Annotated in this window: 20 protein-coding genes; 16 read left to right on the top strand and 4 right to left on the bottom strand. The window is 73.5% G+C overall.

Translation table 11 applies throughout. From position 1 onward, the window contains the following. Nucleotides 1-85: 85 nt before the first annotated feature. The 5 genes from dnaK to F1D97_RS01530 all read left to right on the top strand — a co-directional run bounded on the left by dnaK (nt 86) and on the right by F1D97_RS01530 (nt 5,831). Entirely contained in the window at nt 86-1,942 is a 1,857-nt protein-coding gene (gene dnaK, locus F1D97_RS01550) for a molecular chaperone DnaK (RefSeq protein ID WP_236121987.1), read from the top strand. Next, complete coding sequence (locus F1D97_RS01545) at nt 1,939-2,568, top strand: nucleotide exchange factor GrpE (protein ID WP_236121986.1); 630 nt, start codon at nt 1,939-1,941, stop codon at nt 2,566-2,568. Before dnaK ends, F1D97_RS01545 begins: the two co-directional genes overlap by 4 nt. A gap of 40 nt (nt 2,569-2,608) precedes the next feature. Further along, nucleotides 2,609-3,577 carry a DnaJ C-terminal domain-containing protein gene (locus F1D97_RS01540; RefSeq protein ID WP_236121985.1) on the top strand — a complete coding sequence of 323 codons (969 nt, stop codon included), beginning with the start codon at nt 2,609-2,611 and terminating at the stop codon, nt 3,575-3,577. 124 nt (nt 3,578-3,701) lie between these two features. Further along, the gene (locus F1D97_RS01535) at nt 3,702-4,112 is read left to right on the top strand and encodes a heat shock protein transcriptional repressor HspR (protein WP_236123450.1); all 411 of its coding nucleotides are present in this window, start codon (nt 3,702-3,704) and stop codon (nt 4,110-4,112) included. A gap of 123 nt (nt 4,113-4,235) precedes the next feature. Beyond that, entirely contained in the window at nt 4,236-5,831 is a 1,596-nt protein-coding gene (locus F1D97_RS01530; RefSeq protein WP_236121984.1) for an FGGY family carbohydrate kinase, read from the top strand. A 105-nt stretch (nt 5,832-5,936) separates the two neighbouring features. On the opposite strand, the gene F1D97_RS01525 is transcribed toward F1D97_RS01530, so the two are convergent. Beyond that, nucleotides 5,937-6,947, bottom strand: coding sequence for a GlxA family transcriptional regulator (locus F1D97_RS01525; RefSeq protein ID WP_236121983.1), 1,011 nt, complete (start codon nt 6,945-6,947; stop codon nt 5,937-5,939). A 70-nt stretch (nt 6,948-7,017) separates the two neighbouring features. On the opposite strand from F1D97_RS01525, the gene F1D97_RS01520 reads away from it, so the two are divergent. The 5 genes from F1D97_RS01520 to F1D97_RS01500 all read left to right on the top strand — a co-directional run bounded on the left by F1D97_RS01520 (nt 7,018) and on the right by F1D97_RS01500 (nt 12,859). Beyond that, entirely contained in the window at nt 7,018-8,289 is a 1,272-nt protein-coding gene (locus F1D97_RS01520; protein WP_236121982.1) for an MFS transporter, read from the top strand. Between the two features lie 57 nt (nt 8,290-8,346). After that, complete coding sequence (locus F1D97_RS01515) at nt 8,347-10,623, top strand: SpoIIE family protein phosphatase (protein ID WP_236121981.1); 2,277 nt, start codon at nt 8,347-8,349, stop codon at nt 10,621-10,623. Nucleotides 10,624-10,691: 68 nt separating this feature from the next. Continuing rightward, nucleotides 10,692-10,958 (top strand): hypothetical protein, encoded by a 267-nt coding sequence (locus F1D97_RS01510; RefSeq protein WP_236121980.1) that lies wholly within the window; start codon nt 10,692-10,694, stop codon nt 10,956-10,958. 90 nt (nt 10,959-11,048) lie between these two features. Then, entirely contained in the window at nt 11,049-12,032 is a 984-nt protein-coding gene (locus F1D97_RS01505; protein WP_236121979.1) for an ATP-binding cassette domain-containing protein, read from the top strand. Then, entirely contained in the window at nt 12,029-12,859 is an 831-nt protein-coding gene (locus F1D97_RS01500; RefSeq protein ID WP_236121978.1) for an ABC transporter permease, read from the top strand. The genes F1D97_RS01505 and F1D97_RS01500 overlap by 4 nt, the downstream gene beginning before the upstream one ends. A 3-nt stretch (nt 12,860-12,862) precedes the next feature. Here F1D97_RS01500 and F1D97_RS01495 read toward each other — a convergent pair whose 3' ends face one another. Next, nucleotides 12,863-16,297 (bottom strand): AfsR/SARP family transcriptional regulator, encoded by a 3,435-nt coding sequence (locus F1D97_RS01495; protein WP_236121977.1) that lies wholly within the window; start codon nt 16,295-16,297, stop codon nt 12,863-12,865. A 33-nt stretch (nt 16,298-16,330) separates the two neighbouring features. Between F1D97_RS01495 and F1D97_RS01490 the strand changes: the two genes are divergently transcribed. From F1D97_RS01490 to F1D97_RS01465, 6 genes are all read left to right on the top strand, one after another. Then, nucleotides 16,331-17,206, top strand: coding sequence for an SDR family oxidoreductase (locus tag F1D97_RS01490; protein ID WP_236121976.1), 876 nt, complete (start codon nt 16,331-16,333; stop codon nt 17,204-17,206). Between the two features lie 419 nt (nt 17,207-17,625). Beyond that, nucleotides 17,626-17,874, top strand: a complete 249-nt coding sequence (gene nrdH, locus F1D97_RS01485) for a glutaredoxin-like protein NrdH (RefSeq protein ID WP_236121975.1) — start codon at nt 17,626-17,628, stop codon at nt 17,872-17,874. A gap of 84 nt (nt 17,875-17,958) precedes the next feature. Beyond that, nucleotides 17,959-18,375, top strand: coding sequence for a class Ib ribonucleoside-diphosphate reductase assembly flavoprotein NrdI (nrdI, locus tag F1D97_RS01480; protein WP_236121974.1), 417 nt, complete (start codon nt 17,959-17,961; stop codon nt 18,373-18,375). A gap of 35 nt (nt 18,376-18,410) precedes the next feature. Continuing rightward, nucleotides 18,411-20,492, top strand: a complete 2,082-nt coding sequence (gene nrdE / locus F1D97_RS01475) for a class 1b ribonucleoside-diphosphate reductase subunit alpha (protein WP_236121973.1) — start codon at nt 18,411-18,413, stop codon at nt 20,490-20,492. A gap of 50 nt (nt 20,493-20,542) precedes the next feature. Further along, nucleotides 20,543-21,523, top strand: coding sequence for a class 1b ribonucleoside-diphosphate reductase subunit beta (nrdF, locus tag F1D97_RS01470; protein WP_236121972.1), 981 nt, complete (start codon nt 20,543-20,545; stop codon nt 21,521-21,523). Between the two features lie 250 nt (nt 21,524-21,773). Beyond that, entirely contained in the window at nt 21,774-22,526 is a 753-nt protein-coding gene (locus F1D97_RS01465) for a phosphatase PAP2 family protein (RefSeq protein WP_236121971.1), read from the top strand. On the opposite strand, the gene F1D97_RS01460 is transcribed toward F1D97_RS01465, so the two are convergent. Together F1D97_RS01460 and F1D97_RS01455 are read right to left on the bottom strand one after the other, a co-directional pair. Continuing rightward, nucleotides 22,507-23,583 carry a DUF7910 domain-containing protein gene (locus F1D97_RS01460; RefSeq protein WP_236121970.1) on the bottom strand — a complete coding sequence of 359 codons (1,077 nt, stop codon included), beginning with the start codon at nt 23,581-23,583 and terminating at the stop codon, nt 22,507-22,509. The two genes, F1D97_RS01465 and F1D97_RS01460, sit on opposite strands and share 20 nt — an antisense overlap. A gap of 93 nt (nt 23,584-23,676) precedes the next feature. Then, a complete protein-coding gene (locus F1D97_RS01455; RefSeq protein ID WP_236121969.1) occupies nt 23,677-24,702 on the bottom strand; it encodes a zinc-binding dehydrogenase in 1,026 nt (341 codons plus the stop codon). Nucleotides 24,703-24,841 lie beyond the last annotated feature (139 nt).

Raw genomic sequence — 24,841 nt, 5'->3', positions numbered from 1 at the left:
CCCGGGGACCCGGGTGCAAGGTTGAGCGCAGCGGACTCAAGAGCGTCCAGAGCATCTGCACCACGATCGAAAGAAGGCACCACACATGGCACGAGCAGTCGGCATCGACCTGGGCACGACGAACTCCGTCGTCGCCGTCCTCGAGGGTGGCGAGCCCACGGTCATCGCCAACGCGGAGGGGTCGCGCACGACGCCGTCGGTCGTCGCGTTCTCCAAGACCGGTGAGGTGCTGGTCGGCGAGATCGCCAAGCGCCAGGCCGTCACCAACGTCGACCGCACCATCACGTCCGTCAAGCGCCACATGGGCACGGACTGGACGGTGGACGTCGACGACAAGAAGTACACGCCGCAGGAGATCTCCGCGCGTGTGCTCGGCAAGCTCAAGCGTGACGCGGAGGCGTACCTGGGCGAGCCGGTCACGGACGCCGTCATCACGGTCCCGGCGTACTTCAACGACGCCGAGCGTCAGGCGACCAAGGACGCGGGCGCGATCGCGGGCCTCAACGTCCTGCGCATCATCAACGAGCCCACGGCGGCCGCGCTCGCGTACGGCCTGGAGAAGGGCAAGGAGGACGAGCTCATCCTCGTCTTCGACCTGGGTGGTGGCACGTTCGACGTGTCGCTCCTGGAGGTCGGCAAGGACGACGACGGCTTCTCGACGATCGAGGTCCGCGCGACGTCGGGCGACAACCGCCTGGGCGGTGACGACTGGGACAACCGGATCGTCGAGTTCCTCGTGACCGAGGTGAAGAACACCTCCGGCGTGGACCTGTCGAAGGACAAGATCGCGCTGCAGCGTCTGCGTGAGGCGGCGGAGCAGGCCAAGAAGGAGCTCTCGTCGGCGACCAGCACGAACATCTCGCTGCAGTACCTGTCGATGAGCGAGAACGGCCCCATCCACCTGGACACCAAGCTCACGCGGGCGCAGTTCCAGCAGATGACGCAGGACCTCATCGACCGCACCAAGGCGCCGTTCCACGCGGTCATCCGCGACGCGGGCATCCAGCTGTCCGACATCGACCACGTCGTGCTCGTCGGCGGCTCGACCCGCATGCCCGCGGTGACCGAGGTCGTCAAGGAGCTCACGGGCGGTCGTGAGCCGAACAAGGGCGTGAACCCCGACGAGGTCGTCGCCGTGGGTGCCGCGCTGCAGGCCGGTGTCATGAAGGGCGACCGCAAGGACGTCCTGCTGATCGACGTGACGCCGCTGTCCCTCGGCATCGAGACCAAGGGCGGCGTGATGACCAAGCTCATCGAGCGCAACACGGCCATCCCGACGAAGCGCTCGGAGATCTTCTCCACCGCGGAGGACAACCAGCCGTCCGTGCTCATCCAGGTGTTCCAGGGCGAGCGTGAGTTCGCGCGGGACAACAAGCCGCTGGGCACGTTCGAACTGACCGGCATCGCGCCGGCGCCGCGCGGCGTCCCGCAGATCGAGGTCACGTTCGACATCGACGCGAACGGCATCGTGCACGTGTCCGCCAAGGACCGTGGCACGGGCAAGGAGCAGTCGATGACGATCACCGGCGGCTCGGCCCTCCCCAAGGAGGACATCGAGCGCATGGTGCGCGAGGCCGAGGAGCACGCGGCGGAGGACAAGAAGCGCCGCGAGGAGGCCGAGGTCCGCAACTCCGCGGAGCAGCTCGTGTACTCCACGGAGAAGCTGCTCGTCGACAACGCCGACAAGCTGCCGGAGGACGTCAAGACCGAGGTCCAGGCCAAGGTCGACGACCTGAAGAAGGCGCTCGAGGGCACCGACACCGACGCGGTGAAGTCCGCGACGACGGCGCTGTCCACGGCCGCGCAGAAGATCGGCGAGGCCATCTACTCGCAGGCGCAGGCCGAGACCCCGGCCGACGCCCCGACCGGCGACGCGGGCTCGTCGTCCGACGACGACGTGGTCGACGCCGAGATCGTCGACGACGAGGACGACAAGAAGTGACGGACCAGCCGAACACCCCCGGGCCCGAGCAGGGCCCGGGGGAGACCCCCGAGGACGCGCCCCGCTTCACGGACAAGCGCCGCATCGACCCGGAGACGGGCCAGGTGCGTGAGCCGACCCCCGAGGAGGCGGTGATCGCGGAGGCCGAGGCCGCCGCAGCCGCGGGCACCGAGGTGTCGGACGCGCAGCGCCTGGCCGACGAGCGGCTCGAGGAGCTGCAGCGCGCCCACGCGGCGCACTACAACCTCGAGCAGCAGTACAACGCGTACGTGAAGCGCTCGAAGGCCGAGGTCCTCGCCGCGCACGACCGCGGTGTCGCGTCGGTGGCCGAGGCCCTCATCCCGGTGCTCGACGACATCGAGCTGGCGCGCCAGCACGGTGACCTCGCCGAGGGTCCGTTCGCGTCGATCGCCGAGAAGCTCGAGGGCACCCTCGCGCGGTTCGGCGTCGAGCGGTACGGCGCCGCGGGCGAGGAGTTCGACCCGGCGGTGCACGAGGCGCTCATGCACGCGCACTCGTCCGAGGTGACGACGTCGACCGTCCAGACCGTCCTGCAGCCGGGCTACCGGACGAAGGACCGGGTCCTGCGGGCGGCGCGCGTCGCCGTCGTGGACCCGGAGGCCTGACGACGAACGAGAAGGACCTGATGAGAAGGAGGGAGGCGCCGTGACCGGGCAGGACTGGCTCGAGAAGGACTTCTACTCGGTCCTCGGCGTCCCCAAGGACGCGGACGCGGCGACGATCAAGAAGGCGTACCGCAAGCTCGCGCGCGAGAAGCACCCGGACCACAACCCGGGTGACGCGCGCGCCGAGGCCCAGTTCAAGGACATCGGCGAGGCGTACTCGGTGCTCTCGGACCCCGAGCAGCGCCAGCAGTACGACCAGCTGCGCGCGATGGCCGGCGGTGCGCGCTTCACCGCGGGCGGCCGCGGTGGCGGCGGGTTCGAGGACATCCTCGGCGGGATGTTCGGCGGTGGTGGCGGCGGCAACACGCGCGTCCGCTACTCGACCGGCGGCGCCGGGGGCTTCGAGGACATCCTCGGCGGGATGTTCGGCGGTGGGTTCCAGCGCGGCCCGCAGCCGGGCGCGGACCTGGCCGCGGCGGTCGAGCTGCCGTTCCGCCAGGCCGTCGAGGGCTCGACCGTGTCGCTGCAGGTCGGGGGCCGTACCGTCAACGCCCGCATCCCCGCCGGGGTGCGCGACGGCCAGAAGATCCGGCTGCGCGGCAAGGGGCGGCCCGGCGAGCCCGGGGCCCCCGCGGGCGACCTCGTCGTGACCGTGCACGTCACGCCGCACCCGGTGTTCACGCTCGACGGACGCAACCTCAAGGTCACCGTGCCGGTGGCGTTCGACGAGGCGGCGCTCGGCGCGACGATCGACGTGCCGACGCTCGACGGCGAGAGCGTGCGGGTCAAGGTCCCGGCGGGCACGCCGTCGGGGCGGACGCTGCGCGTCAAGGGCAAGGGCGTGCCCGCGTCCGGCTCTGCCAAGACCCCCGGCGACCTCCTGGTCACCGTGCAGGTCGTCGTGCCGCAGCGCCTGTCCGACGCGGCCCGCGAGGCGGTCCAGGCGTTCGGCATCGCGACGAGCGGCGAGAACCCCCGCGCGTCGCTCATGGAGCAGGCCCGCAAATGACCCACCCCGCCGAGCGCGCACGCACCACCTCGAGCGCGCACGCCATGCGTGCGCGCTCGGGCGGGAACGTGCGCACTCGGCGGGTTCGTCGCGTGGGGGGTGACGCGTGAACGAGGACACGCCCATGTTCGTCATCTCGCGGGCCGCCGAGCTCGCGGGCATGCACCCGCAGACCCTGCGGCAGTACGACCGGCTCGGGCTGGTCTCGCCGCGGCGCACCGCCGGGCGTGGGCGGAGGTACTCGCTGCGCGACGTCGCCACGCTGCGCGAGATCCAGCGGCTCTCGCAGGACGAGGGCATCAACCTCGCCGGCATCAAGCGCATCCTCGAGCTCGAGGCCCAGGTGCTGCGCCTCGAGCGGCAGGTCGACTACCTGCGCTCGTTCGTCGAGCCCGGCCGTCGCGTGTTCACCGCGGACCCGCGCGGCGACGTCGTCGCGACGAGGCGCCCGCCCCGCGCCCCCCGCGTCGCCCAACCCCCGCGCGCGATCACGGCCTCCACCTCCGCCGTCGTCCTCTGGCGCCCCACCCCCTGACCCCCGCGCCACCCACCTCCCCGCCGAGTGCGCACGTGCGTGCGCGACAGCACCCGTCGAGCGTCCGCGGTCGGTGCGGAGCGTCCGCAGTCGGCGTGGGGAAGTGGGCGGGAGGATGGTGGGGTGGGGACTGCGCTGGGGATCGACGTCGGGACGACGCACACCAAGGTCGCGCTCGTGGACGTCAGCGCCGCGCGGACCCTTGCCGTCGCCTCCGCGACCACTCCCGCGCCGGCCGACCTGCTCCGCGTCGTCGCCGGCCTGACGCGCCGGGTGCTCGACGCGGTGCCGGGCGCACCGGTCCCCGGGGCGGTCGGTGTCGCCTCGATGGCGGAGACGGGTGTGCCGGTCGGGCCCGACGACGAGCCCCGCGGCGACTGGCTGCGGTGGGACGGGCACCGGGCCGGGCTGCAGGCCGACGAGCTCGCGGCGAGGCTCGGCCGCGCGGAGCTGTTCGCGGCGACCGGGGTGCGGTCGTCGGCGAAGGTGCCGCTCGCGACGTGGGCGTGGCTGCGCGACGAGCACGGTTCGCGTGGCATCCCGACGTCCGGCGCGGTGGGGGGACCGGTCACCGGCCCGTCAGGGCCGCTGCACCGTGACGGGCGCTGGGCGGGGGCAGCGGACCTCGTCGTGCTCGGGCTGACGGGCCGGCTCGTCACGGACCACACGCTCGCGGGCCGCACCATGGCGTACCGGCTGGGCGCGCCCGGCGCCCTGCCGTCGACGTTCGACGCCGACCTGCTCGCCGAGGTCGGGCTCACGCCCCGCCACGTGCCGCGCGTGCTGCACCCGGGCGAGACCGTCCCGCTGCGGTCCGGCCCGCTCACCGACGCGGGCCTGCTCGTGGGCACACCGGTCACGGTCGCGGGGCACGACCACGCGGTCGGCGCGTTCGCCGCGGGCGTGCGGTCGCCGGGGGACGTCGCGGACTCGGTCGGGACGTCGGAGGTCGTGTGCACCGTCCTCGCGGCCGACCCCGAGCCGGGACCCGTCGCGGCGGCGGGCATGAGCCTGGTGCGCACGGTCCGCGGTGACGCCCCGGCCCTGGTCGCGGGCTCGTCGAGCGCGGGCGGCGCCGTCGCGGCCTGGCTCGCCCATGTGACCGACTCCCTGCACGAGGCGTCGCCCGACGACGCGCAGCCGGGGCGGGCGCGGCACGCATCGGGAGACGCCGATGAGCTGCGGCACCGCCTCCTGCAGGCCGCGTCGGTCGTGGACGACGAGCTCGTCGGGCTGGTCGCCGCGGCCGGTGAGGACGACGAGCCGTTCGTCGTGCTGCCCTACGTGCACGGGCGGCAGACCCCTGCACCGGACGCGACGGCGACGCTGCGCGCGGTCGGCCGCGTGCCCGACGACCCGGTCGCTGCGGTGCGTGGCCTGCTGCTGGGGGCGGTGCTGCACGCCAGGTGGATGCTCGACGCGCAGGCGGCGCTCGCGGGTGCGGCGCCGACGAGGGTGCGCGCGCTCGGCCGCCCGGTCGCGGCGAACCCCGCGTGGGCGGCCCTCAAGCGCTGGTGCACCCCGGTCCCGCTGGACGTCGTCGCCGACGAGGAGGCGGTGGCCGCCGGCGCGGCCCTCCTCGCCGCGGAGCGCGCCGCCCTCGCCGTCCCCGCCCCCGTCCTGCCGGCCCTGACGCCCGCGGACGGCGCGGCACCGCCCGCCCGCGCGCTCGTCGACCGGCGACTGTCGTCGTTCATCGCCGCCGCGACCGCCCCCTGACGCGCGCGCGTGGAGTCGTGCGCTTCTCGTGACGTCGCGCAGAGCAACGCACGACCTGGCGAGAGACGCACGACTTCGCGGGAGGGACGCGACCGGGGCGGGGGGTCAGGCGGGGGTGCTGGTGAAGGTGCGGCGGTAGTCCGACGGGCTGACGCCGATGGTGCGGTGGAAGTGCAGGCGCATGTTGGCGGCGGTGCCGAGGCCGCACTCGTGCGCGATGCGGTCGGTGCTCCACGTGGTGCGTTCGAGCAGGTCACGCGCCCGGTCGACGCGCGCGGCGGTGAGCCAGCGCAGCGGCGGCAGGCCGGTCTCGGCGTCGAACGCGCGCGCGAGCGTGCGGGCCGACATGCGCGCGTGCCGGGCCAGGTCGGCGACGGTGAGCGGCTCGTGCAGGTGCTCGAGCGCCCATGCGCGGGTCGCGGCGAGCGCGCTCGCGGCCTGCGGCGCGGTGTCGCGCGCGATGAACTGCGCCTGCCCGCCGTCGCGGTGCGGTGCGGCGACGATCGCGCGCGCGACGTGGTTGGCGACGGCCGCGCCGAGGTCGGTGCGGATGAGGTGCAGGCACGCGTCGATGCCCGATGCGACGCCGGCGGAGGTGAGGACGTCGCCCTCGTCGACGAACAGCACGTCGGGGTCGACGCGCACGAGCGGGTACTGCGCCGCGAGCCGGTCGGCGTAGGCCCAGTGCGTCGTGGCGCGGCGCCCGTCGAGCAGGCCGGCGGCGGCGAGCGCGAACGCCCCGACGCAGATCGACATGACGCGCGCGCCGCGGGCGTGGGCCGTGCGCAGCGCGTCGAGCACGTCGTCGGTCGGCTGGCCCGGCACGTTCTCGTAGGCGGGCACGATCACGACGTCGGCGGCGACGACGGCGTCGAGCCCGGCCTGCGCGACCACCGGGAACCCGCCCGTGGTGGGCACGGGCCCGGGTCGACGACCGCACAGGGTCACGCGGTAGTGCTCGGCGGTGCGGCTCGTGAGCACCTGGAACGGGATGCCGACCTCCATCGGCAGCGCCTGGGGCAGGGCGAGCACGGCGACGTCCCGTGCGCGCGCGGCGGGCGGCACGGGGTCGTCGACGACGAGCGTGCGGTCGGGCACGGACCGGGCGCGGGGCATGGCAAGAATCTTACGCACGGTGGCAATCCGGCCTCTCGTCGGCGGAGCGCACCGACGCCAGGGTGGACGCGTGACCTCGGACCTCGCCCCCGCCGCGACCCGGCCACTCGTCGACGGCCACCGCCTCACGCGGCGTCTCGTGCCCGCGCAGTCGCTGTTCACGTTCGGGATCTCGATCGACCTCACGCTCACCGGCATCGTCGGCGCGCACCTCGCCCCCACGCGGGCCCTGGCGACCGTGCCGTTCAGCCTCATGCCGGCGGTCGCGGCCCTCGCGACGTTCGGCCTCTCGCGCTGGATCGGCCGCAGCGGCTACCGCCGGGTGTTCGCGGTCGCACCGCTCGCAGCCGTCGCCGCGGGACTCGTCTCGGCGTACGCGGTGCACCGCGGCTCGTTCGCGCTGTTCTGCCTGGGCACCGGGCTCGTCGGGGTGTACCAGGCGGGCGCGGGCTACTACCGGTACGCGGTCGCCGAGGCGAACCCCGACGCGCGGGCGCGCGCGGTCACGACGCTGCTCGCCGGGGGCCTGGTCGCGGCGCTCGTCGGGCCGTTCCTCGCGACCGCGGTCCGCGACCTCGGGCCCACGCCGTACGTCGCGTCGTACCTGCTCGTCGCGGTCTTCGCGGCCCTCGCGTCGGTGTGGAACGCGCGCCTGCCGCACGACCTCGCGCACCTCACCCACCCGACGTACGCGACCCGCCCGACGCACGCGGTGCCCGCACCAGGGTCCGACGAGCCGGCGGCGACGACCGCCGCGCGCACCCGACGCGAGCTGTGGACCCGGCCGACCCTCCTGCTCGGCGTGCTGGTCACCGCGCTCGCGGCCGCGGCGATGAGCTCGCTCATGACGGCCGGTCCGGTCGCGGGCCTGGACATGGGGCACACGCAGGAGCACGCGGCGTTCTCGGTCCAGCTGCACATGATCGGCATGTACGCGCCGGGGCTGCTCGTGGCGCGGTGGATCGGGCGGGTCGGGGAACGGCGGGTCGCGGCGCTCGGCGCGCTCGTCCTCGCCGGTGCGGGGCTCGCGACGCTGCGGCCGGACATGGTCGCGTTCGTCGTCGCGATGACGCTCGCGGGCGTGGGGTGGAACCTCGCGAGCAGCGGCGGGTCCGCGATGGTCGCGGGGGCGTACCGGCCGGCCGAGCGCGGGCGCGTGCAGCCGGTCGCGGAGGTGGTCGTGACGGTCGCCGCGGTGGTGGGCTCCCTGGGGGCGGGCCTCGCGACGACGACGACCGGCTGGCCGGTGCTCGGGGCGCTCGTCGCGGGGGTGTCCGCGGTCGTCGTCGTGCCCCTCGTGCGTCGACCGGCGCGAGGTCCGGTGCACCGCGGCGGACGATGACGTCGCCGGCGTGGGTTAGGTTGCAGGTCGGACGAGGCCGACGAGGAGGTGCAGCCGATGCCGGAGAGCGAGACGACCGAGCTGCTGGCCCCCGGCGAGCCCGTCGACCTGGACAACTGCGCGCGCGAGCCCATCCACGTGCCCGGGTCGGTGCAGCCGCACGGCGTGCTGCTCGCAGTCACCGAGCCCGACCTCGTCGTCGAGCACGTCTCGGAGAACGTCGCGGACCTGCTGGGCCGCACCGCACCGGAGGTGCTCGGCTCGGACCTGCGCACGCTCCTGGGCGCGGAGGCCGCCGACCAGCTCCGTCAGCACCTGCGCACGTTCGGCAACCTGCGGCTGCGCAACCCGCTCGTCGTCGTCGCGGCCACGCCGCACGGCCCGGTGGAGGTCGACGCGGTGCTGCACCGCGTGGAGGTCGGCACGCGCACGCTGCTCGTCGTCGAGCTCGAGCCGTCCACGGGACCGCGCCCGTTCTCGTTCCCGAACACGTACCAGGCGGTGCGTGGCGCGGTCGAGCGGCTCAACGGCACGCACTCGCTCACGGAGCTCTACGACGTCGCGGCGCGCGAGGTGCGGGACCTGACGGGCTTCGACCGCGTGATGATCTACCGGTTCGACGCCGAGTACAACGGTGAGGTCGTGGCCGAGGCGAAGCGCGCGGACCTCAACTCGTTCCACGGCCTGCACTACCCCGCCTCGGACATCCCGCCGCAGGCCCGGGCGCTGTACGAGAAGAACTGGATCCGCCTCATCGCGGACGTGGGCTACCGGCCCGCGGCGATCGTCCCGGGCCTGGACGCCGCCACGGGTGCGCCGCTCGACCTCACGCACTCGGTCCTGCGCTCGGTCTCGCCGATCCACCTCGAGTACCTGGGCAACATGGGCGTCGCCGCGTCGATGTCGATCTCGCTGCTGCGCGACGGGCGACTGTGGGGCCTGGTCGCGTGCCACCACTACTCCGGCCCGCACCACCCGCCGTACGGCGTGCGCGCGGCCGCGGAGTTCCTCGGCTCGTCGTTGTCGCTGCGCCTCGTCGCGCGCGCGGAGGAGGACGAGCTGCAGGCCGCGCTCGCGGCGGACGCGACGCTCGTGCGGCTGCTCATCGCGTCGCGCGACGCCGACCACACGCTCGGGGAGGCGCTCGTGGGCCGCACCGCAAGCGGCGCGTCGCTGCTCGAGCTCGTCCCGGCGCGCGGCGTCGTGGTGTTCGGCGACGGCACGTGGGCGACCGAGGGCGAGGTGCCGGCGGACCCGACGCCGTTGCTCGCGTGGCTCGCGGACCAGCCCGAGGACGTCGCCGACCGGACCGCCCTCACCACGCAGGAGCCCGCGCTCGCGGCGGCTCTGCCCGGCGTCGCGGGCGTGCTCGCGGTGCGGCTGCCCGACGACCGCGCGATCGTCTGGCTGCGCGGCGAGGCCGTGCAGGAGGTCGCGTGGGGCGGCGACCCGCACAACAAGGCGATCGCGCGGCGCGAGGGCGACGAGGTGCGGCTGAGCCCGCGCAAGTCGTTCGAGAAGTGGACCGAGGTGGTGCGTGGTCGCTGCGCGCCGTGGACGCCGCAGGAGCGCCGGTCGGTGACCGACCTGCGCCGGCGGCTGCTCGAGACGCTGCTGCTGCGCACGCGCTGGGCGCTCGGCGCCGCGCAGACCGTCCAGCGCTCGCTGCTGCCCGAGCGGCTGCCGACCATCGACGGCTGGGACCTGCAGGCGCGGTACGTGCCAGCGCCGGGCGGGCAGGTCGGCGGCGACTGGTACGACGCGTTCGCGCTGCCCGACGGGCGCACGGCCGTCGTCATCGGGGACGTCGCCGGGCACGGGCTGTCCGCGGCCGCGGCGATGGGACAGCTCCGCAACGCGCTGCGCGCGTTCCTGCTGCGCGGCGACGCCCCCGCCGAGGCGCTGCGCTGGACCGACGTCGTCGCGCGCCGCACGATGGCCACCGACATGGCGACCGTGGTGGTCGCCGCGGTCGACCCGGCGACGGGGGACGTCGAGCTGTCCGTCGCGGGCCACCCCCGCCCGCTGCTCCTGGGGCCGGACGGCGACGCGACGCTGCAGGACGTGCCGGTCGACCGGCCCGTCGGCGTCGGCTCGGGCGAGCCGCCGACGCACCACCTGCAGATCGAGCCCGGCGGCGGCCTCGTGCTCTACAGCGACGGCCTGGTCGACTCGCGCTCGACGAACCTGCGCGCGGGCCTGCAGCGGCTCGTCGGCGCGTTCCGCCGTCAAGGTCCGGGTCCCGTGGACGTCGACGACGTGGTGCGTGAGTGCACCGACCCGTCGTCGGTCGACGACGTGACGATCCTGGTGCTGCGCCGCGAGCCGTCCTGACACCGGCGGAGAGTGACGCACCGACCGGACCTGGTGGCCGGGAGGCTGTCGCTGCCATGATCCTCGGCATGACGTCGCAGCCCGAGCCGTACCGTCCGATCGCCCCGCAGCTCGCTCGCGGGCTCGCGATCCTTCTCGGCGGCGTCCTCCTCGGGACGCTCGTGGCGTTGTTCGGGGGCGGGGCGTCCGCCGGGGCGCTGCCGCTGGTGATGCAGATCCTGGCGTGGGTGCTGGCCCTCGTGGGCCTCGCGCTCGTCGCCGTCGCGCTGGTGCGGCTCTCGGGCGCCGTGGACCACCTGGTGACCAGCTCGTCGCGGCCTCACGACGTCCCCTGACGCCGCGCTGACGGCCGGCCGCTCGCGTCGTGCCGTCCGTGTCAGCGGCGTGTCGGGGGCGTATCAGCGCGTCGTCCCAGGGTGGTCGCCATGACCACAGACCTGGTGATCGAGGCCGAGGGCCTCGTCAAGCACTTCGGCGGGACGAAGGCGCTCAACGGCGTCGACCTCGTCGTGCCCCGAGGGACCGTGCTCGGTGTCCTCGGCCCGAACGGCGCCGGCAAGACGACGACCGTCCGCATCCTGTCCACCCTCCTGCGGCCCGACGCGGGCACGGCCCGCATCAACGGCCTCGACGTCGTGCGCGACGCCGAGAAGGTCCGCCACGGCATCGGCCTCACGGGCCAGTACGCGTCCGTCGACGAGGACCTCACGGGCCGCCAGAACCTCGTGCTGTTCGGCACGCTGCTCGAGCTGGGCCGCACGGGCGCGCGTGAGCGTGCCGCCGAGCTGCTCGAGTGGTTCGACCTCGCGGACGCCGCCGACCGGCCCGCGAAGACGTACTCCGGGGGCATGCGCCGCCGCCTCGACCTCGCGGCGTCGCTCGTCGGACGTCCCGACGTGATCTTCCTCGACGAGCCGACCACGGGCCTCGACCCGGCGAAGCGCGAGCAGATGTGGGACGTGGTCCGCTCGCTCGTCGCGGACGGCTCGACGGTCCTGCTCACCACGCAGTACCTGGAGGAGGCGGACGCGCTGGCCGACGAGATCACGGTCGTCGACCACGGCCGCGTGATCGCGCACGACACCCCCGACGGCCTCAAGCGCGTCGTCGGCGGCCTCACGCTGGAGGTCCGCCCGAGCGACGCGGCGCGCCTGGAGCACACCGCGCAGATCCTGTCCGAGGTGAGCACGGGTGCGGCGGCCGACGAGATCCGCAAGGGCGTCCTCGCGGTCCCCGTGGCCGACGACGAGGCGCTCACCGCGACCGTCGCGCGGCTCGGCTCCGCAGGGATCGCGGTGACCGAGCTCTCGCTGCACCTGCCGAGCCTCGACGAGGTGTTCTTCACGCTGACCGGCCGCACGACGTCGTCCGACGACGCGCCCGAGAACTCGAAGGAGGTGGCGGCATGAGCACCGCGACCCTGGACCGCCCCCGCACGCAGGACGCCCCACGCGGTGCGGCCCCACGCCGGCCGCGCCCGTTCCCGCTCGTGCGGCACTCCGCGGCGCTGACGAAGCGCTCGCTCATCAAGACGTGGCGCACGCCCGAGGCGCTCATCGACGTGACGCTGCAGCCGATCATCTTCCTCGCGATCTTCGTGACGATCTTCGGCAACGCGGTCGCCGGCAGCACGGGCAGCTACCTGCAGTTCCTGCTGCCGGGCATCCTCGCGCAGACCATCGCGCAGGGAGCGATCGCGATCGGCGTGAACCTCAACACCGACCTGTCCAAGGGCATCTTCGACCGGTTCAAGTCGCTGCCGATCCCGCGCAGCGCACCGCTGCTGGGCGCGGTGCTCGGCGACGTCGTGCGGTACGTGATCGTCGCGGTGGTGACGATCGTGACGGGCTATGCGATGGGCTTCCGCATCGAGACGAGCCCGCTCGAGGCCGTCGCGGGCTGCCTGCTCGCGGTGCTGTTCGCGGTGTGCCTGAGCTGGGTGTCCGTGTGGGTCGGGATGGTCGTGCGGACCTCGGGCGCCGTGCAGGGCGTGATGTTCCTGATCGTCATGCCGCTGAGCTTCGGCTCGAACGTGTTCGTCCGGACCGACGACCTGCCGACGTGGATGCAGGGCTTCGTCGACGTCAACCCGCTCACGCACCTCGTGGACTCCATGCGCGGGCTGTTCCTCGGCACACCAATCGGCAGCCACGTGTGGTGGACGCTCGCGTGGTGCGTCGGCCTGGTGGCGGTGTTCATGCCGCTCGCGCTGCGGGCGTACCGCCGCAAGGTCTGACCGTCAGTCGCTGAGCACCCGCTCGCCGGCGGCCAGGATCCGTCGCTGGATCTCGGCCGCCGGCAGCGCGCGCAGCTCCTCGATGCGCCGCTCGCCGTCCTCGCCCGCGGCGCGGGCCGCGATGGACAGGGGCTGACCGAGCTGCAGCGCGGCGTTCGCGAGGTTCGCGCCCGTGCGCCGCCCGAGCGCCCACAGCTCGCTCGCCTCGTCGACGTCGCCGCGCCATGCCGCGAGCTCGGCGCACCCGAGCGCGAACGACCCGATCACCGGGATGTCCGCCAGGGTGCCCACGTCGGCGGCCGCGCGGGCCAGGACCCGCCGCACGTGCCCCTCGACCTCGTCGCGCGCCGTCGGCCCGGTCTGCGCGGTCGGCGTCGCCTGCAGCAGCACGACGACCGCCGACACCCGGAACACCACGCGCGCCTGGGCGACGGGGTCGGTGTTCGCCTCGACGCGGTCCGCGGCCTCCAGCGCGCGGGCCACGGCCGTCGCCCGGTCGCCCCGGGCGAGCGCGACCATCGCGAGCCCGAGCAGCGCCTGCGTCACGTCGGAGTCGTCGGCGCGCGGTGCGCGGGCCGTCTCCCGCAGCGCGTCGACCGCGTCGGCCGAGCCCTCGAGCGCGCGCTGCACGTCGAGCACCACCCGCAGGCTCCGCGCGTCCTGCGCGGCGCCGACGAGCTCGAGGTGCCGCACGCCGCGCTCGAGCCACTCCACGGCCCCGGTCTCCGCGTGCGCGGCCGTCCACTGCGCGACCCCCTGCGCCGCCATGCCCATGCCCCAGTGGTCGCCCAGCCGCTCGAACAGCGTGAACGCGGCCCGCGCGTCCTGCGCGGACCGCTCGACGTCGCCGCCGTTCTCCCGCACCGCAGCCCGCAGGAACAGGCCGAGCGCGCGGACGTGCTCGTCGTCGTGCGTGACGAGCCCGTGTGCCGCGGCCTCGAGCTCGACGACGTCCGACGACGCGAGCACCGGGATCACGTCCGCGAACGCCCGCACGCGCGGGCTCACCTCGTCGCCCTGCTCGCGCAGCACGCGCCGCAGCGCCCGGTGCGCGAGCACCGCGCCGCGCGTCGACGACGCGACCCCGCTGTTCACCGCGCACTGCACCAGGACGAACGCGGCGCGGTCGCCGTCGGGCAGCCGCGCCCCCGGGGGCAGGGCCGCGGCGCCGACGAGCAGGGCCGAGCGCCGCCGGGCGGCCGGGTGGTCCGCGCGCAGCAGGCGCGCCGCCCAGCCGATCACCTCCAGGTGCAGGCCGCGCACCGTCCACCACAGGAACACCGCGGACGCCACGTCGACCGCCGCGGCGTCGTCGTCGCGCTCGACGGCCCAGCGCAGCGCCGCGACGAGCGTCTCCGCCTCGTCGTCGCACCGCGCGAGCGCCGCGAGCTGACCCGCACCCAGCAGCCGGCCCGACACGTCCGCCGCCTCGCGCGCCGCCCACGCGACGAGCCCGCGCATCGCGTCGTCGCGCGCGTCGTCGGCCGCCAGCCGCGCGTCGCCGTACTCACGCACGGTCTCGAGCATCCGGTAGCGGGCCGGCCCCGCCCCGGCGTCCTCCAGCACCAGCAGCGACTGGTCGACGAGGTCCGCCAGGCCTCGGCGCACGTCGGGTCGCCCCGCGACGGCGGCCGCGAGCGTCGCGGGGAACGAGCCCGGCACCACCGCGAGGCGCTGCAGCAGGTCGCGCTCGTCCGGAGGCAGCAGCTCACGGCTCCAGTCGACCAGCGCCCACAGGCTCGCGTGCCGCTCCGGCAGGCCGCGCAGCGCGTCGTCGAGCAGCGCGAACCGGTCCGCGAGCCCGTCGAGCAGGTCCGCGACGGGCATCGACCTCAGCCGCGCCGCGGCGAGCTCGAGCGCGAGCGGCAGGTTGTCGAGGCGTCGGCACAGCTCGAGCGCCCGCTCGTCGTCCCACACCAGGCCGGGGCGCGCGTCCTGCGCGCGAGCGCGCAGCAGAGCGAGCGCGTCGTCGTCGGGCAGTGCCGGCAGGCGGTGCACGCGCTCGCCCACCAGCCCGAGCGGCGCGCGCGACGTCGCGAGCACCGTGACGTCGGGCGGCGCGACCGCGAGCAGGTCCGCGACCGCGCGCGCGGCGTCGGCGAGCACGTGCTCGCAGTTGTCGAGCACGACGAGCCCACGCAGGTCGTGCACCGCCGCGCGCAGTCGCTCGGCCGGCGGCAGCACCCGTCGCTCCGTGACGTCGGGCAGCGACGGCGCGGTCTCGGCGCCGCCGAGCTCGGTCAGCAGCGCGGGCAGCACGTCGTCGCCCGAGCGCAGACCCGCGAGCTCGACGACGTGCACCGCGTCGCCCCGCTCGGCCGCGAGCCGCGCGACCTCCGCCGCGAGCCGCGTCTTGCCCGCACCGCCCGTCGCGACGACCGTGACCACCGGGCCGTCCTCGAGCGCCGCCGTGACCGCGGTGACGTCCGCCTCGCGCCCGACGAGGGGGGTCGCGGGGCGGCGCCAGGCGCGCGGCAGCCGGGCAGGGCCGCGCGACGACGAGCCCGGCGGCTGCGCGGTCGTCGTGCCGGACGTCGTGCTCGTGGGCGTGCCGGCCGTGCTCGTCGTGCTCGTCGGGACCGGCGTCGACGGCGTGCGGCCGAGCTCGCCGCGCAGCAGCGCGAGATGCGCGTCCTGCACCACGGGCGAGGGGTCCGTGCCGTACCGCTCGGCCAGGTCCCGGCGCAGCGACTCGACCACCTCGAGCGCCTCCGCGTCGCGGCCCTGCGCGGCCAGCACGCGCACCAGCAGCGCGACCGCGGGCTCGTCGGGCGGCGTGCGGGTCGCGAGCAGGCGCAGGTCGTCGTCGTCGAACGGCCCACCGCTGCGCAGGGCGGCGCGTCCCGCGACGTCGGCGGTGTCCGCCAGCAGGCGCACGGTCGCCGGGTCCTCGGGCACGGCCGGGAGCAGGGCACGGGCCGCGGCGGCGTGCGCCGCGGCGGTCGCGGGGTCGTCGGCGTCGAGCGCGGTCCGGGCGGCGACGACGAGCGCGCGCACCTCGTCGGAGTCCACGACGAGCCCGTCGCGCGGGACCCGGTACCCGCCGGGCACCGACTCCACGACGAGGCCGAGCCGCCGCACGCGCGAGACGAGCGCCTGCACGGCCCCGGTCTCGTCGTCGGGCGGCGTCCCGTCCCACACGGCCTCGGTCAGCGCGCCCACGGACACCGCGCGACCGCGCGCCGCGACGAGCTCGCGCACCACGGCCGCGAGCCGCTCGCCGCGGACGGGCCGGCCGTCGAGCGCGAGCGGTCCGAGCGTGGTCACGTGCACCGGCCCAGCATCCCCCACCCGGCCCACGTGCCACAGCGAACCTCCCGCGTCGAGCGGTGGGAATTCTCGGTCGGCGGGGTCGTTGACCTGGACGTGCGGCGCCGTCCCGTCGTCGCGCACCACGTCACCGCACCACGTCACCGCACCACCGCCGGTGGTCCTCACGGGCCAGGCCGTGGACGTCCCGAGGAGGAAGTCATGTCCGTCGTCGTCACCGGTGCCACCGGTCACCTGGGCCGTCTCGTCGTCGAGGGTCTGCTGGACGCGGGGGTCGCGCCGGGCGACGTGGTCGCAGGCGGACGGCGCACCGAGCGGCTCGCGGACCTCGCGGCGCGCGGCGTGCGGGTCGCGACGGTCGACTACGACCGCCCGGAGACGCTCGCGGACGCGTTCGCGGGTGCCGACACGCTCGTGCTGGTGTCCGGCTCCGAGGTCGGCCGGCGCATCCCGCAGCACACCGCGGCGGTCGAGGCCGCGCAGACCGCCGGCGTGCGGCGCGTCGTCTACACGAGCGCGCCGCACGCGGACACGAGCACGCTCGTCGTCGTGCCGGAGCACAAGGCGACCGAGGAGCTCCTGGCCGCCTCCGGGCTCGTCGTGACCGTGCTGCGCAACAACTGGTACACGGAGAACTACGTGGCGACGCTCGGCCAGGCGGCCGCGACGGGCGAGGTCGTCGGGTCGGCCGGCGACGGGCGCGTGGCGTCAGCGACGCGCGCGGACTTCGCGGGCGGCGTCGTCGCGGTCGTCACGGGCAGCGGGCACGACGGGCGGACCTACGAGCTGTCGGGCGACCACGCGTGGACGTACGACGAGCTCGCGGCGGCGGCCGCGGAGGTGCTGGGCCGCCCGGTGACGTACCGCCGCGTGACGGCCGACGAGCAGCGCGCCGGGCTGCTGGCGGCGGGGCTCGACGAGGGGACCGCGGGGTTCCTCGTGGCGATGGACCAGGACATCGCGTCCGGGGCGCTCGCGGACGCGACCGACACCCTGCGGACCCTCCTGGGCCGCCCGACGACGCCGCTCGTGGACGGCCTGCGAGCGGCGTGGCAGGAGTCGTCGCGAGACGTGTGACGGACATCTCGGGAGCATCCCGGACATAGCGGCTGTGGACGGTCCTGGGGACGACACGAGGTCGGATGTGGACGGTCTGTGGGCCGCCTGTGCGTCGAACCACACGCGTGTCGTTCGACTGCCGCAAACCCGCAGTTCAGAGGCTCTGTCGGAGGGTGGTCGTACTGTGGAGAAGTCATCCACGGGGTGAAAAACGACACGCGTGTAACACAACACCTAGTGGTCGGTTGCGGTGTCAGACACTAGGTGTAGTGTCTTCACCACGCGGTCGGCCGGGGAGCCGAGCGGTCGTCGGGAGCCTCGCACAGGGCCCCACGAGCGTTCGGGAGAAGGCAGCTCCGAGGCCGTCAGCGGGCTCCACCAGGGCCCCGCGCGGCACCCGTTCCACGCACGTCTGAACTTCCCAGGAGAGAGTCACGATGACGATCACGGTCTACAGCAAGCCGGCCTGCGTGCAGTGCAACGCGACCTACCGTGCTCTCGACAAGCTGGGCGCGGACTACACGGTCGTGGACATCAGCGAGGACGCCGACGCCCGCGACTACGTGATGTCGCTCGGGCACCTGCAGGCGCCGGTCGTCATCGCGGACGGTGACCACTGGTCCGGCTACCGCCCCGACCGGATCAAGGCGCTCGCCGAGCGCCTCGAGGCCGCGACCGTCGCCTGAACCGCCGCCCCCTTCGAGGGTGGCCACGCCGCGGGCCTGCGGGCCCGCGGTCACGTCAGCTTCCGGACCCGGGGAGGGGCAACGATGAGCGCGCTCGTCTACTTCTCCTCGGCGTCCAACAACACGCACCGCTTCGTGGAGAAGCTGGGCCTGCCGGCCCAGCGGATCCCGCTGCGCCCCGCCGAGCCCTTCCTGCACGTCACGGAGCCGTACGTGCTGGTCGTGCCGACGTACGGGGGCGGCAACGAGGGCGGTGCCGTCCCGCGGCAGGTCGTGAAGTTCCTCAACGACGCGGCCAACCGCGCCCTCATCCGCGGGGTCATCGCAGCGGGCAACACCAACTTCGGCGAGGCGTACTGCATCGCGGGGGACATCGTCGCGGCCAAGTGCCACGTCCCCTACCTGTACGGCTTCGAGCTCATGGGAACGAACGAGGACGTGCACCGCGTCCGCGAGGGATTGGAACGGTTTTGGCAGCGACAGTCACTGATTTCCGCGTAGACACGTCGGGGCTGGACTACCACGCCCTCAACGCGATGCTGAACCTGTACAGCGCCGACGGGAAGATCCAGTTCGACAAGGACCGCGAGGCGGCCCGGGCGTACTTCCTGCAGCACGTCAACCAGAACACGGTCTTCTTCCACGACCTCGAGGAGAAGCTCGAGTACCTGGTCGAGAACAAGTACTACGACCCGGCGGTGCTCGCGCAGTACGACCGCGCGTTCGTCAAGACGCTGTTCCAGTACGCGTACTCGAAGAAGTTCCGCTTCCAGACGTTCCTCGGCGCGTTCAAGTACTACACGTCGTACACGCTCAAGACGTTCGACGGGAAGCGCTACCTGGAGCGGTTCGAGGACCGCGTGTGCATGGTCGCGCTCGCGCTGGCGGAGGGCGACGAGGACTTCGCGACCTCGCTCGTCGACGAGATCATCTCCGGCCGGTTCCAGCCCGCGACCCCCACGTTCCTCAACCTCGGCAAGGCGCAGCGCGGCGAGCCCGTGTCCTGCTTCCTGCTGCGCATCGAGGACAACATGGAGTCCATCGCGCGCGGCATCAACTCCGCGCTGCAGCTCTCCAAGCGCGGCGGCGGCGTGGCGCTGCTGCTGTCGAACATCCGTGAGCACGGTGCGCCGATCAAGCACATCGAGAACCAGAGCTCCGGCGTCATCCCCGTGATGAAGCTGCTCGAGGACTCGTTCTCGTACGCCAACCAGCTCGGTGCCCGCCAGGGTGCCGGCGCGGTGTACCTGCATGCGCACCACCCGGACATCTACCGGTTCCTCGACACCAAGCGTGAGAACGCGGACGAGAAGATCCGCATCAAGACGCTGTCGCTCGGCGTCGTGATCCCGGACATCACGTTCGAGCTCGCCAAGAAGAACGAGCCGATGTACCTGTTCTCGCCGTACGACGTCGAGCGCGTGTACGGCAAGCCGTTCGCGGACATCGACGTGACCGAGAAGTACTACGAGATGGTCGAGAACGCGTCGATCCGCAAGACCAAGATCAACGCGCGCGAGTTCTTCCAGACGCTCGCCGAGATCCAGTTCGAGTCGGGCTACCCGTACATCATGTTCGAGGACACGGTGAACCGGGCCAACCCGATCGAGGGCAAGGTCACGCACTCGAACCTGTGCTCGGAGATCCTGCAGGTCTCCACGCCGTCGACGTTCAACGAGGACCTCTCGTACGACCACGTCGGCCGTGACATCTCCTGCAACCTCGGCTCGATGAACATCGCGCTGTCGATGGACTCGCCGGACCTCGGCAAGACCGTCGAGACCGCGATCCGCGCGCTCACGGCCGTGTCCGACCAGACCGACATTGAGTCGGTCCCGTCGGTCAAGCGCGCCAACCGCGGCGGCCACGCGATCGGCCTCGGCCAGATGAACCTGCACGGGTACCTGGCGCGCGAGCGGATCTTCTACGGCTCCGACGAGGGCCTCGACTTCACGAACATCTACTTCTACACGGTCGCGTACCACGCGATCCGTGCGTCGAACCTGCTCGCGCAGGAGCGCGGCTCGTCGTTCTACGGCTTCGAGAAGTCGAAGTACGCGACCGGCGAGTACTTCACCAAGTACATCGAGAACCAGTGGGCGCCCCGCACGCAGCGCGTGGCTCAGCTCTTCGCCGACGCCGGCGTGCACATCCCGACGCAGGACGACTGGCGTGAGCTCGCCGCGCTCGTGAAGGAGCACGGCCTGTACAACCAGAACCTGCAGGCGGTCCCGCCGACGGGCTCGATCTCGTACATCAACCACTCGACGAGCTCGATCCACCCGATCGCGTCGAAGATCGAGATCCGCAAGGAAGGCAAGATCGGCCGCGTCTACTACCCGGCGCCGTTCATGACGAACGACAACCTGGAGTACTACCAGGACGCGTACGAGATCGGCTACGAGAAGATCATCGACACGTACGCCGAGGCCACGCAGCACGTGGACCAGGGCCTGTCGCTGACGCTGTTCTTCAAGGACACCGCCACCACGCGTGACCTCAACAAGGCGCAGATCTACGCCTGGCGCAAGGGCATCAAGACGATCTACTACATCCGCCTCCGCCAGCTCGCCCTGGAGGGGACGGAGGTGGAGGGTTGCGTCAGTTGCATGCTGTGACGCTCTGACCTGCGGTTTTGACCGATTCGTGACGAAGTGTGAGTGAGAACATGACCCCCACGGGGAAGCTGAAGCTGGTCGACCGGGTCTCGGCGATCAACTGGAACCGGCTCCAGGACGAGAAGGACCTCGAGGTCTGGGACCGTCTGGTCGGCAACTTCTGGCTGCCGGAGAAGGTGCCGGTCTCGAACGACATCCAGTCGTGGGCGACCCTCACCGAGGCCGAGAAGACGATGACGACGCGCGTCTTCACGGGCCTGACGCTCCTGGACACGATCCAGGGCACCGTCGGCGCGGTCAGTCTCATCCCCGACGCGCTCACGCCGCACGAGGAGGCCGTCTACACGAACATCGCGTTCATGGAGTCGGTGCACGCCAAGTCGTACTCCTCGATCTTCTCGACGCTGATCTCCACCAAGGAGATCGACGAGGCGTTCCGCTGGTCGGAGGAGAACCCGAACCTGCAGCGCAAGGCCGAGATCGTCCTCAACTACTACCGGGGTGACGAGCCGCTCAAGCGCAAGGTCGCCTCGACCATGCTCGAGTCGTTCCTGTTCTACTCGGGCTTCTACGCGCCCATGTACTGGGCGTCGCGCGCCAAGCTCACCAACACGGCCGACCTGATCCGCCTGATCATCCGTGACGAGGCCGTGCACGGGTACTACATCGGCTACAAGTTCCAGAAGGGCCTCGAGCTCATCTCGCCGGCCGAGCGCGCGGAGCTCAAGGACTACACGTTCGAGCTGCTCTTCGAGCTCTACGACAACGAGGTCGAGTACACGCAGGACCTGTACGACGAGCTCGGCCTCACCGAGGACGTCAAGAAGTTCCTGCGGTACAACGCCAACAAGGCCCTCATGAACCTGGGCTACGAGGCGCTGTTCCCGCGCGACGAGACGGACGTCAACCCGGCGATCCTGTCCGCACTCTCCCCGAACGCCGACGAGAACCACGACTTCTTCTCCGGCTCGGGCTCGTCCTACGTGATCGGCAAGGCCGTCAACACGGAAGACGACGACTGGGACTTCTGACCCACCCTGACCTGCGAAGGGGCCCGCGCCACGGCGCGGGCCCCTTCGCCGTCCCCCGACCAACCCCACCCCACACCGAGTGCGCACGTTCGCACCCGACCGCGTACGCCGAGCGACCGCACTGGCGCACGAGCGTGCGCACTGGGCGGAAAGGTCCGTGGAACGGTCGAGAGAAGTGGGTCGTGCGCCGTGCGCGAAACTGGCAGGCTCCGTCACGGCGGTTCGGGTGGCTCGGGCGGGGGCGGACCTGGTGGTAGGTGGGGAGCGGCGCGACGACGACGCGTGGCGCGCGCGAGTGCGCCGGTGGCGGCGGCCGGTGGTGGAGGTGGTGCTGCTCGTCGTCGGGTACGCGGTGTTCTTCGGCGTGCACGACCTCGTCGGGACCGACGAGGTGCAGGCGACGCACAACGCCCAGCGACTCGACTCGATCGAGCGGGCCGTCGGGCTCGACGTCGAGCTGGGCGCGAACCGGTGGCTCGCCGGGCAGCCGGCGCTGATCGCCGCGTCGGTCCTCTACTACCGCCTGTACTACCTGCCGCTGGTGGCCGTGCTGCTGTGGCTGATCCTGCGGCGCGCGGACACGTACCGGGTGCTGCGCGTGACGCTGCTCGTCGTCGCCGCCCTGGCGCTGGTCTGCTACTGGCTGCTGCCGACGTCCCCGCCCCGGTTCGCGATGCCGGGGATCGTCGACATCATCGCGGAGAACGACCCGGTCGCGGGCGAGAGCACCCGCGACCTGTCGACGGGCCGCAACCACTTCTCGGCGTTCCCGAGCATGCACGTCGGGTGGGCGGCGCTCGCGGCGTACTTCGTGTGGTTCACGCTGCGCCGCGAGCGTCCGCGGGTCGCGTGGCTCGCGTGGCTGTTCCCGGCGGGCATGGTCGTCGTCGTCATCGTCACGGGCAACCACTACGCGCTGGACGTCGTCGGCAGCGCGCTGCTGCTGACGGTGGCACTGGCGGTGACCCGGCCGTGGGCGCGCGTCAGGGGCGGTGGAGGGTGAAGACCTCGTACTCGTCGCGGACGGGCCGGTTCGCGACGAGCTCACGACCGCCGCCGTGGTAGGCGGACACGTAGTGGCCGTTGAACGCGCGCAGGGCGATGCGGTCGGTCATGACCTCCTCGACGCGGAACGTCTCCCACTCGCCGATCCGGTCGCCGACGGCGAGCACCTCGCGGCCCCCGCCGCCGGCGGCGGAGATGTAGTCGCCGTTGGGGGCGAGCAGCGCGACGCGGTCACCGCCGAGGCGGACGAGCCCGAACGTCTCCCAGTCGCTGGGACGAGGGCGGTTCGCGACGAGCGTCTGGCGGCCGCCGGCCTCGGCGACGACGAAGTCGCCGTAGTGCACCTGCAGGTGCAGGACGTCGTCGGCGACGGGCAGGTGGCGGATGCGCCACTCGAGACGCAGACGGTAGGTGTCGTCGGCGGGTCCGGTGACGACGAGCTCCTGCGCGAGTGACCCGGCGTCGGCCGCGGCGGGGACGAGCAGGGACGTCTGGACGAGGGCGAAGTCCTCGCGGGGCCAGGACGCGAGCGTGTCGCGCAGCCCGGTGATGCTGCCGCCGAGGACGGCGCCGCCGGTCAGGCCCTGCGGCTCGTCGTCCTTGAGGCGGGCGCGGACTGTGCTGCCGACCGCGTCGGCGAGGGTCGGCGCGAGCGCGTCGATGACGTCCTGCGCGACGGCGTCGCGCGTCGTGCCGTTCCACTCCTCGACTGCGAGCAGCAGCGCGGCGTGCACGGCGGTGGGGCCCTCGGTGCCGGCGGGGACGAACACGCGGTGCAGCTCGCGCTCGAGCGTGCCCGCGGGGCGGTCGACGATCGCGGGCGCGAGGTCCTGCGCGACGAGCGTGCGGACCTCGGCGGTGCCGTCGGCGCCGACCTGCGCGGTGAGCGCACCGGTGAGCCGCAGCGCGTCGGGGCCGACGGGCGGCGCGCCGTAGGCCCACGGGGCGCGCAGCCCGGTGCCGTCCTCGCGGGTCAGCGCGGTGACGTGCAGCGAGACGATCGTGCCGCCGCGGTGGTCGATGATCGGCTGACGGCAGATGGGCATGGCGGGCATCGCGGGGCCTCTCGGGTGGGGACGTGGGGTGCTCGGACGTGAGGGCGGGCGGGTCGCCGGGGGCGCCGCCGGGAGCAGCAGGCGGGCTGCGGGTCAGGTGGGGAGGGCACGCGCGCCCTCGGGCGGGGCGGCGCCGGGCGCCGCGGGCGGGTGGTGCGCCCCGACGGCGACGACGACCTTGCCGCGCACCTCGCCGCGCTCGAGTCGCGCGTGCGCGTCGGCGACGTGCTCGAGCGGCACGGACGACAGGCGCCGCGGGCGCAGACCGGTGCGCTCGACGGCGTCGACGACGTGGCGCGCGGCGGTCGCGAGGTCCTCGACGGACGCCTGCGAGATCGCGAACCCGGTGACGGTCGCGGCGTTGAGGTAGAGCGCGCCGACGGGGAACGTCGCGCGGGTCGTCATGCCGGCGAGGAGCACGACGCGGCCGCCGGGGGTGAGCACGTCGAGGTACGCCTCGACGTCGTTGCGGCCGGCGGTGTCGACGACGAGGTCCACGGGCCCGCCGAGCGCGGCCCGGTCGAGCCGCACCGACCGGTCCACGGGCCTCGCGCCGGCGCGGTCGAGGTCGAACGCGTCGTCGCGGCCGCACGTGGTCACGACGACCGCGCCCGCCGCGACGGCGAGGTGCACGGCGGACCAGCCGACGTTGCCGCCGCCGCCGACGACGAGCACGCGCATCCCGGCCCGCAGGTGCCCGTGCCGGAACAGGGCGAGCCACGCGGTGGTCGCGGGGTGGGCCAGCGCGACGACCTCGGACGCGGGCAGGTTCGTCGGGCAGCGGTACAGGCGGGCGCGGGGCACGCGGACGAGCTCGGCGAGCGCGCCGTCGCGCCCGTCGTACCCGAGCGAGCTGGTCCACACCTCGTCCCCGACGGCGAACGCGCCGGCGGCGGCGTCGCCGACGTCGACGACGGTGCCGACGGCGTCGCGCCCGACGACGAACGGGAACGCCAAGGGGGTCCGCCAGGCTCCGCTGCGGACGAACGTGTCGACGTGGTTCACGGAGCCGAAGGCGACACGCACGAGCACGTCGTCGGGGCCGGGGGCCGGGACGGGGAGCTCGCGCAGCGTGATGCTCTGCGGGGGACCGTGACGGTCGATGACTGCGGCTCTCATCGCCGACGAGCATGCCGACCACGGCTCGGCCGCGGGCCCGGCGGGGCGCGAGTCTGTCAGGTCGGGGCGGCGCGCGTGTCAGGTCGCGGCGCGTGCCACGGGGCCGACGACCCGACCTGACATGCGGCGCGCCGACCTC

The sequence above is a fragment of the Cellulomonas palmilytica genome (assembly GCF_021590045.1).
GTDB classification, from domain to species: Bacteria; Actinomycetota; Actinomycetes; order Actinomycetales; family Cellulomonadaceae; genus Cellulomonas; species Cellulomonas palmilytica.
Note: the sequence above shows the minus strand (reverse complement) of the source record. Positions and strands in the feature narration are given on the sequence as shown.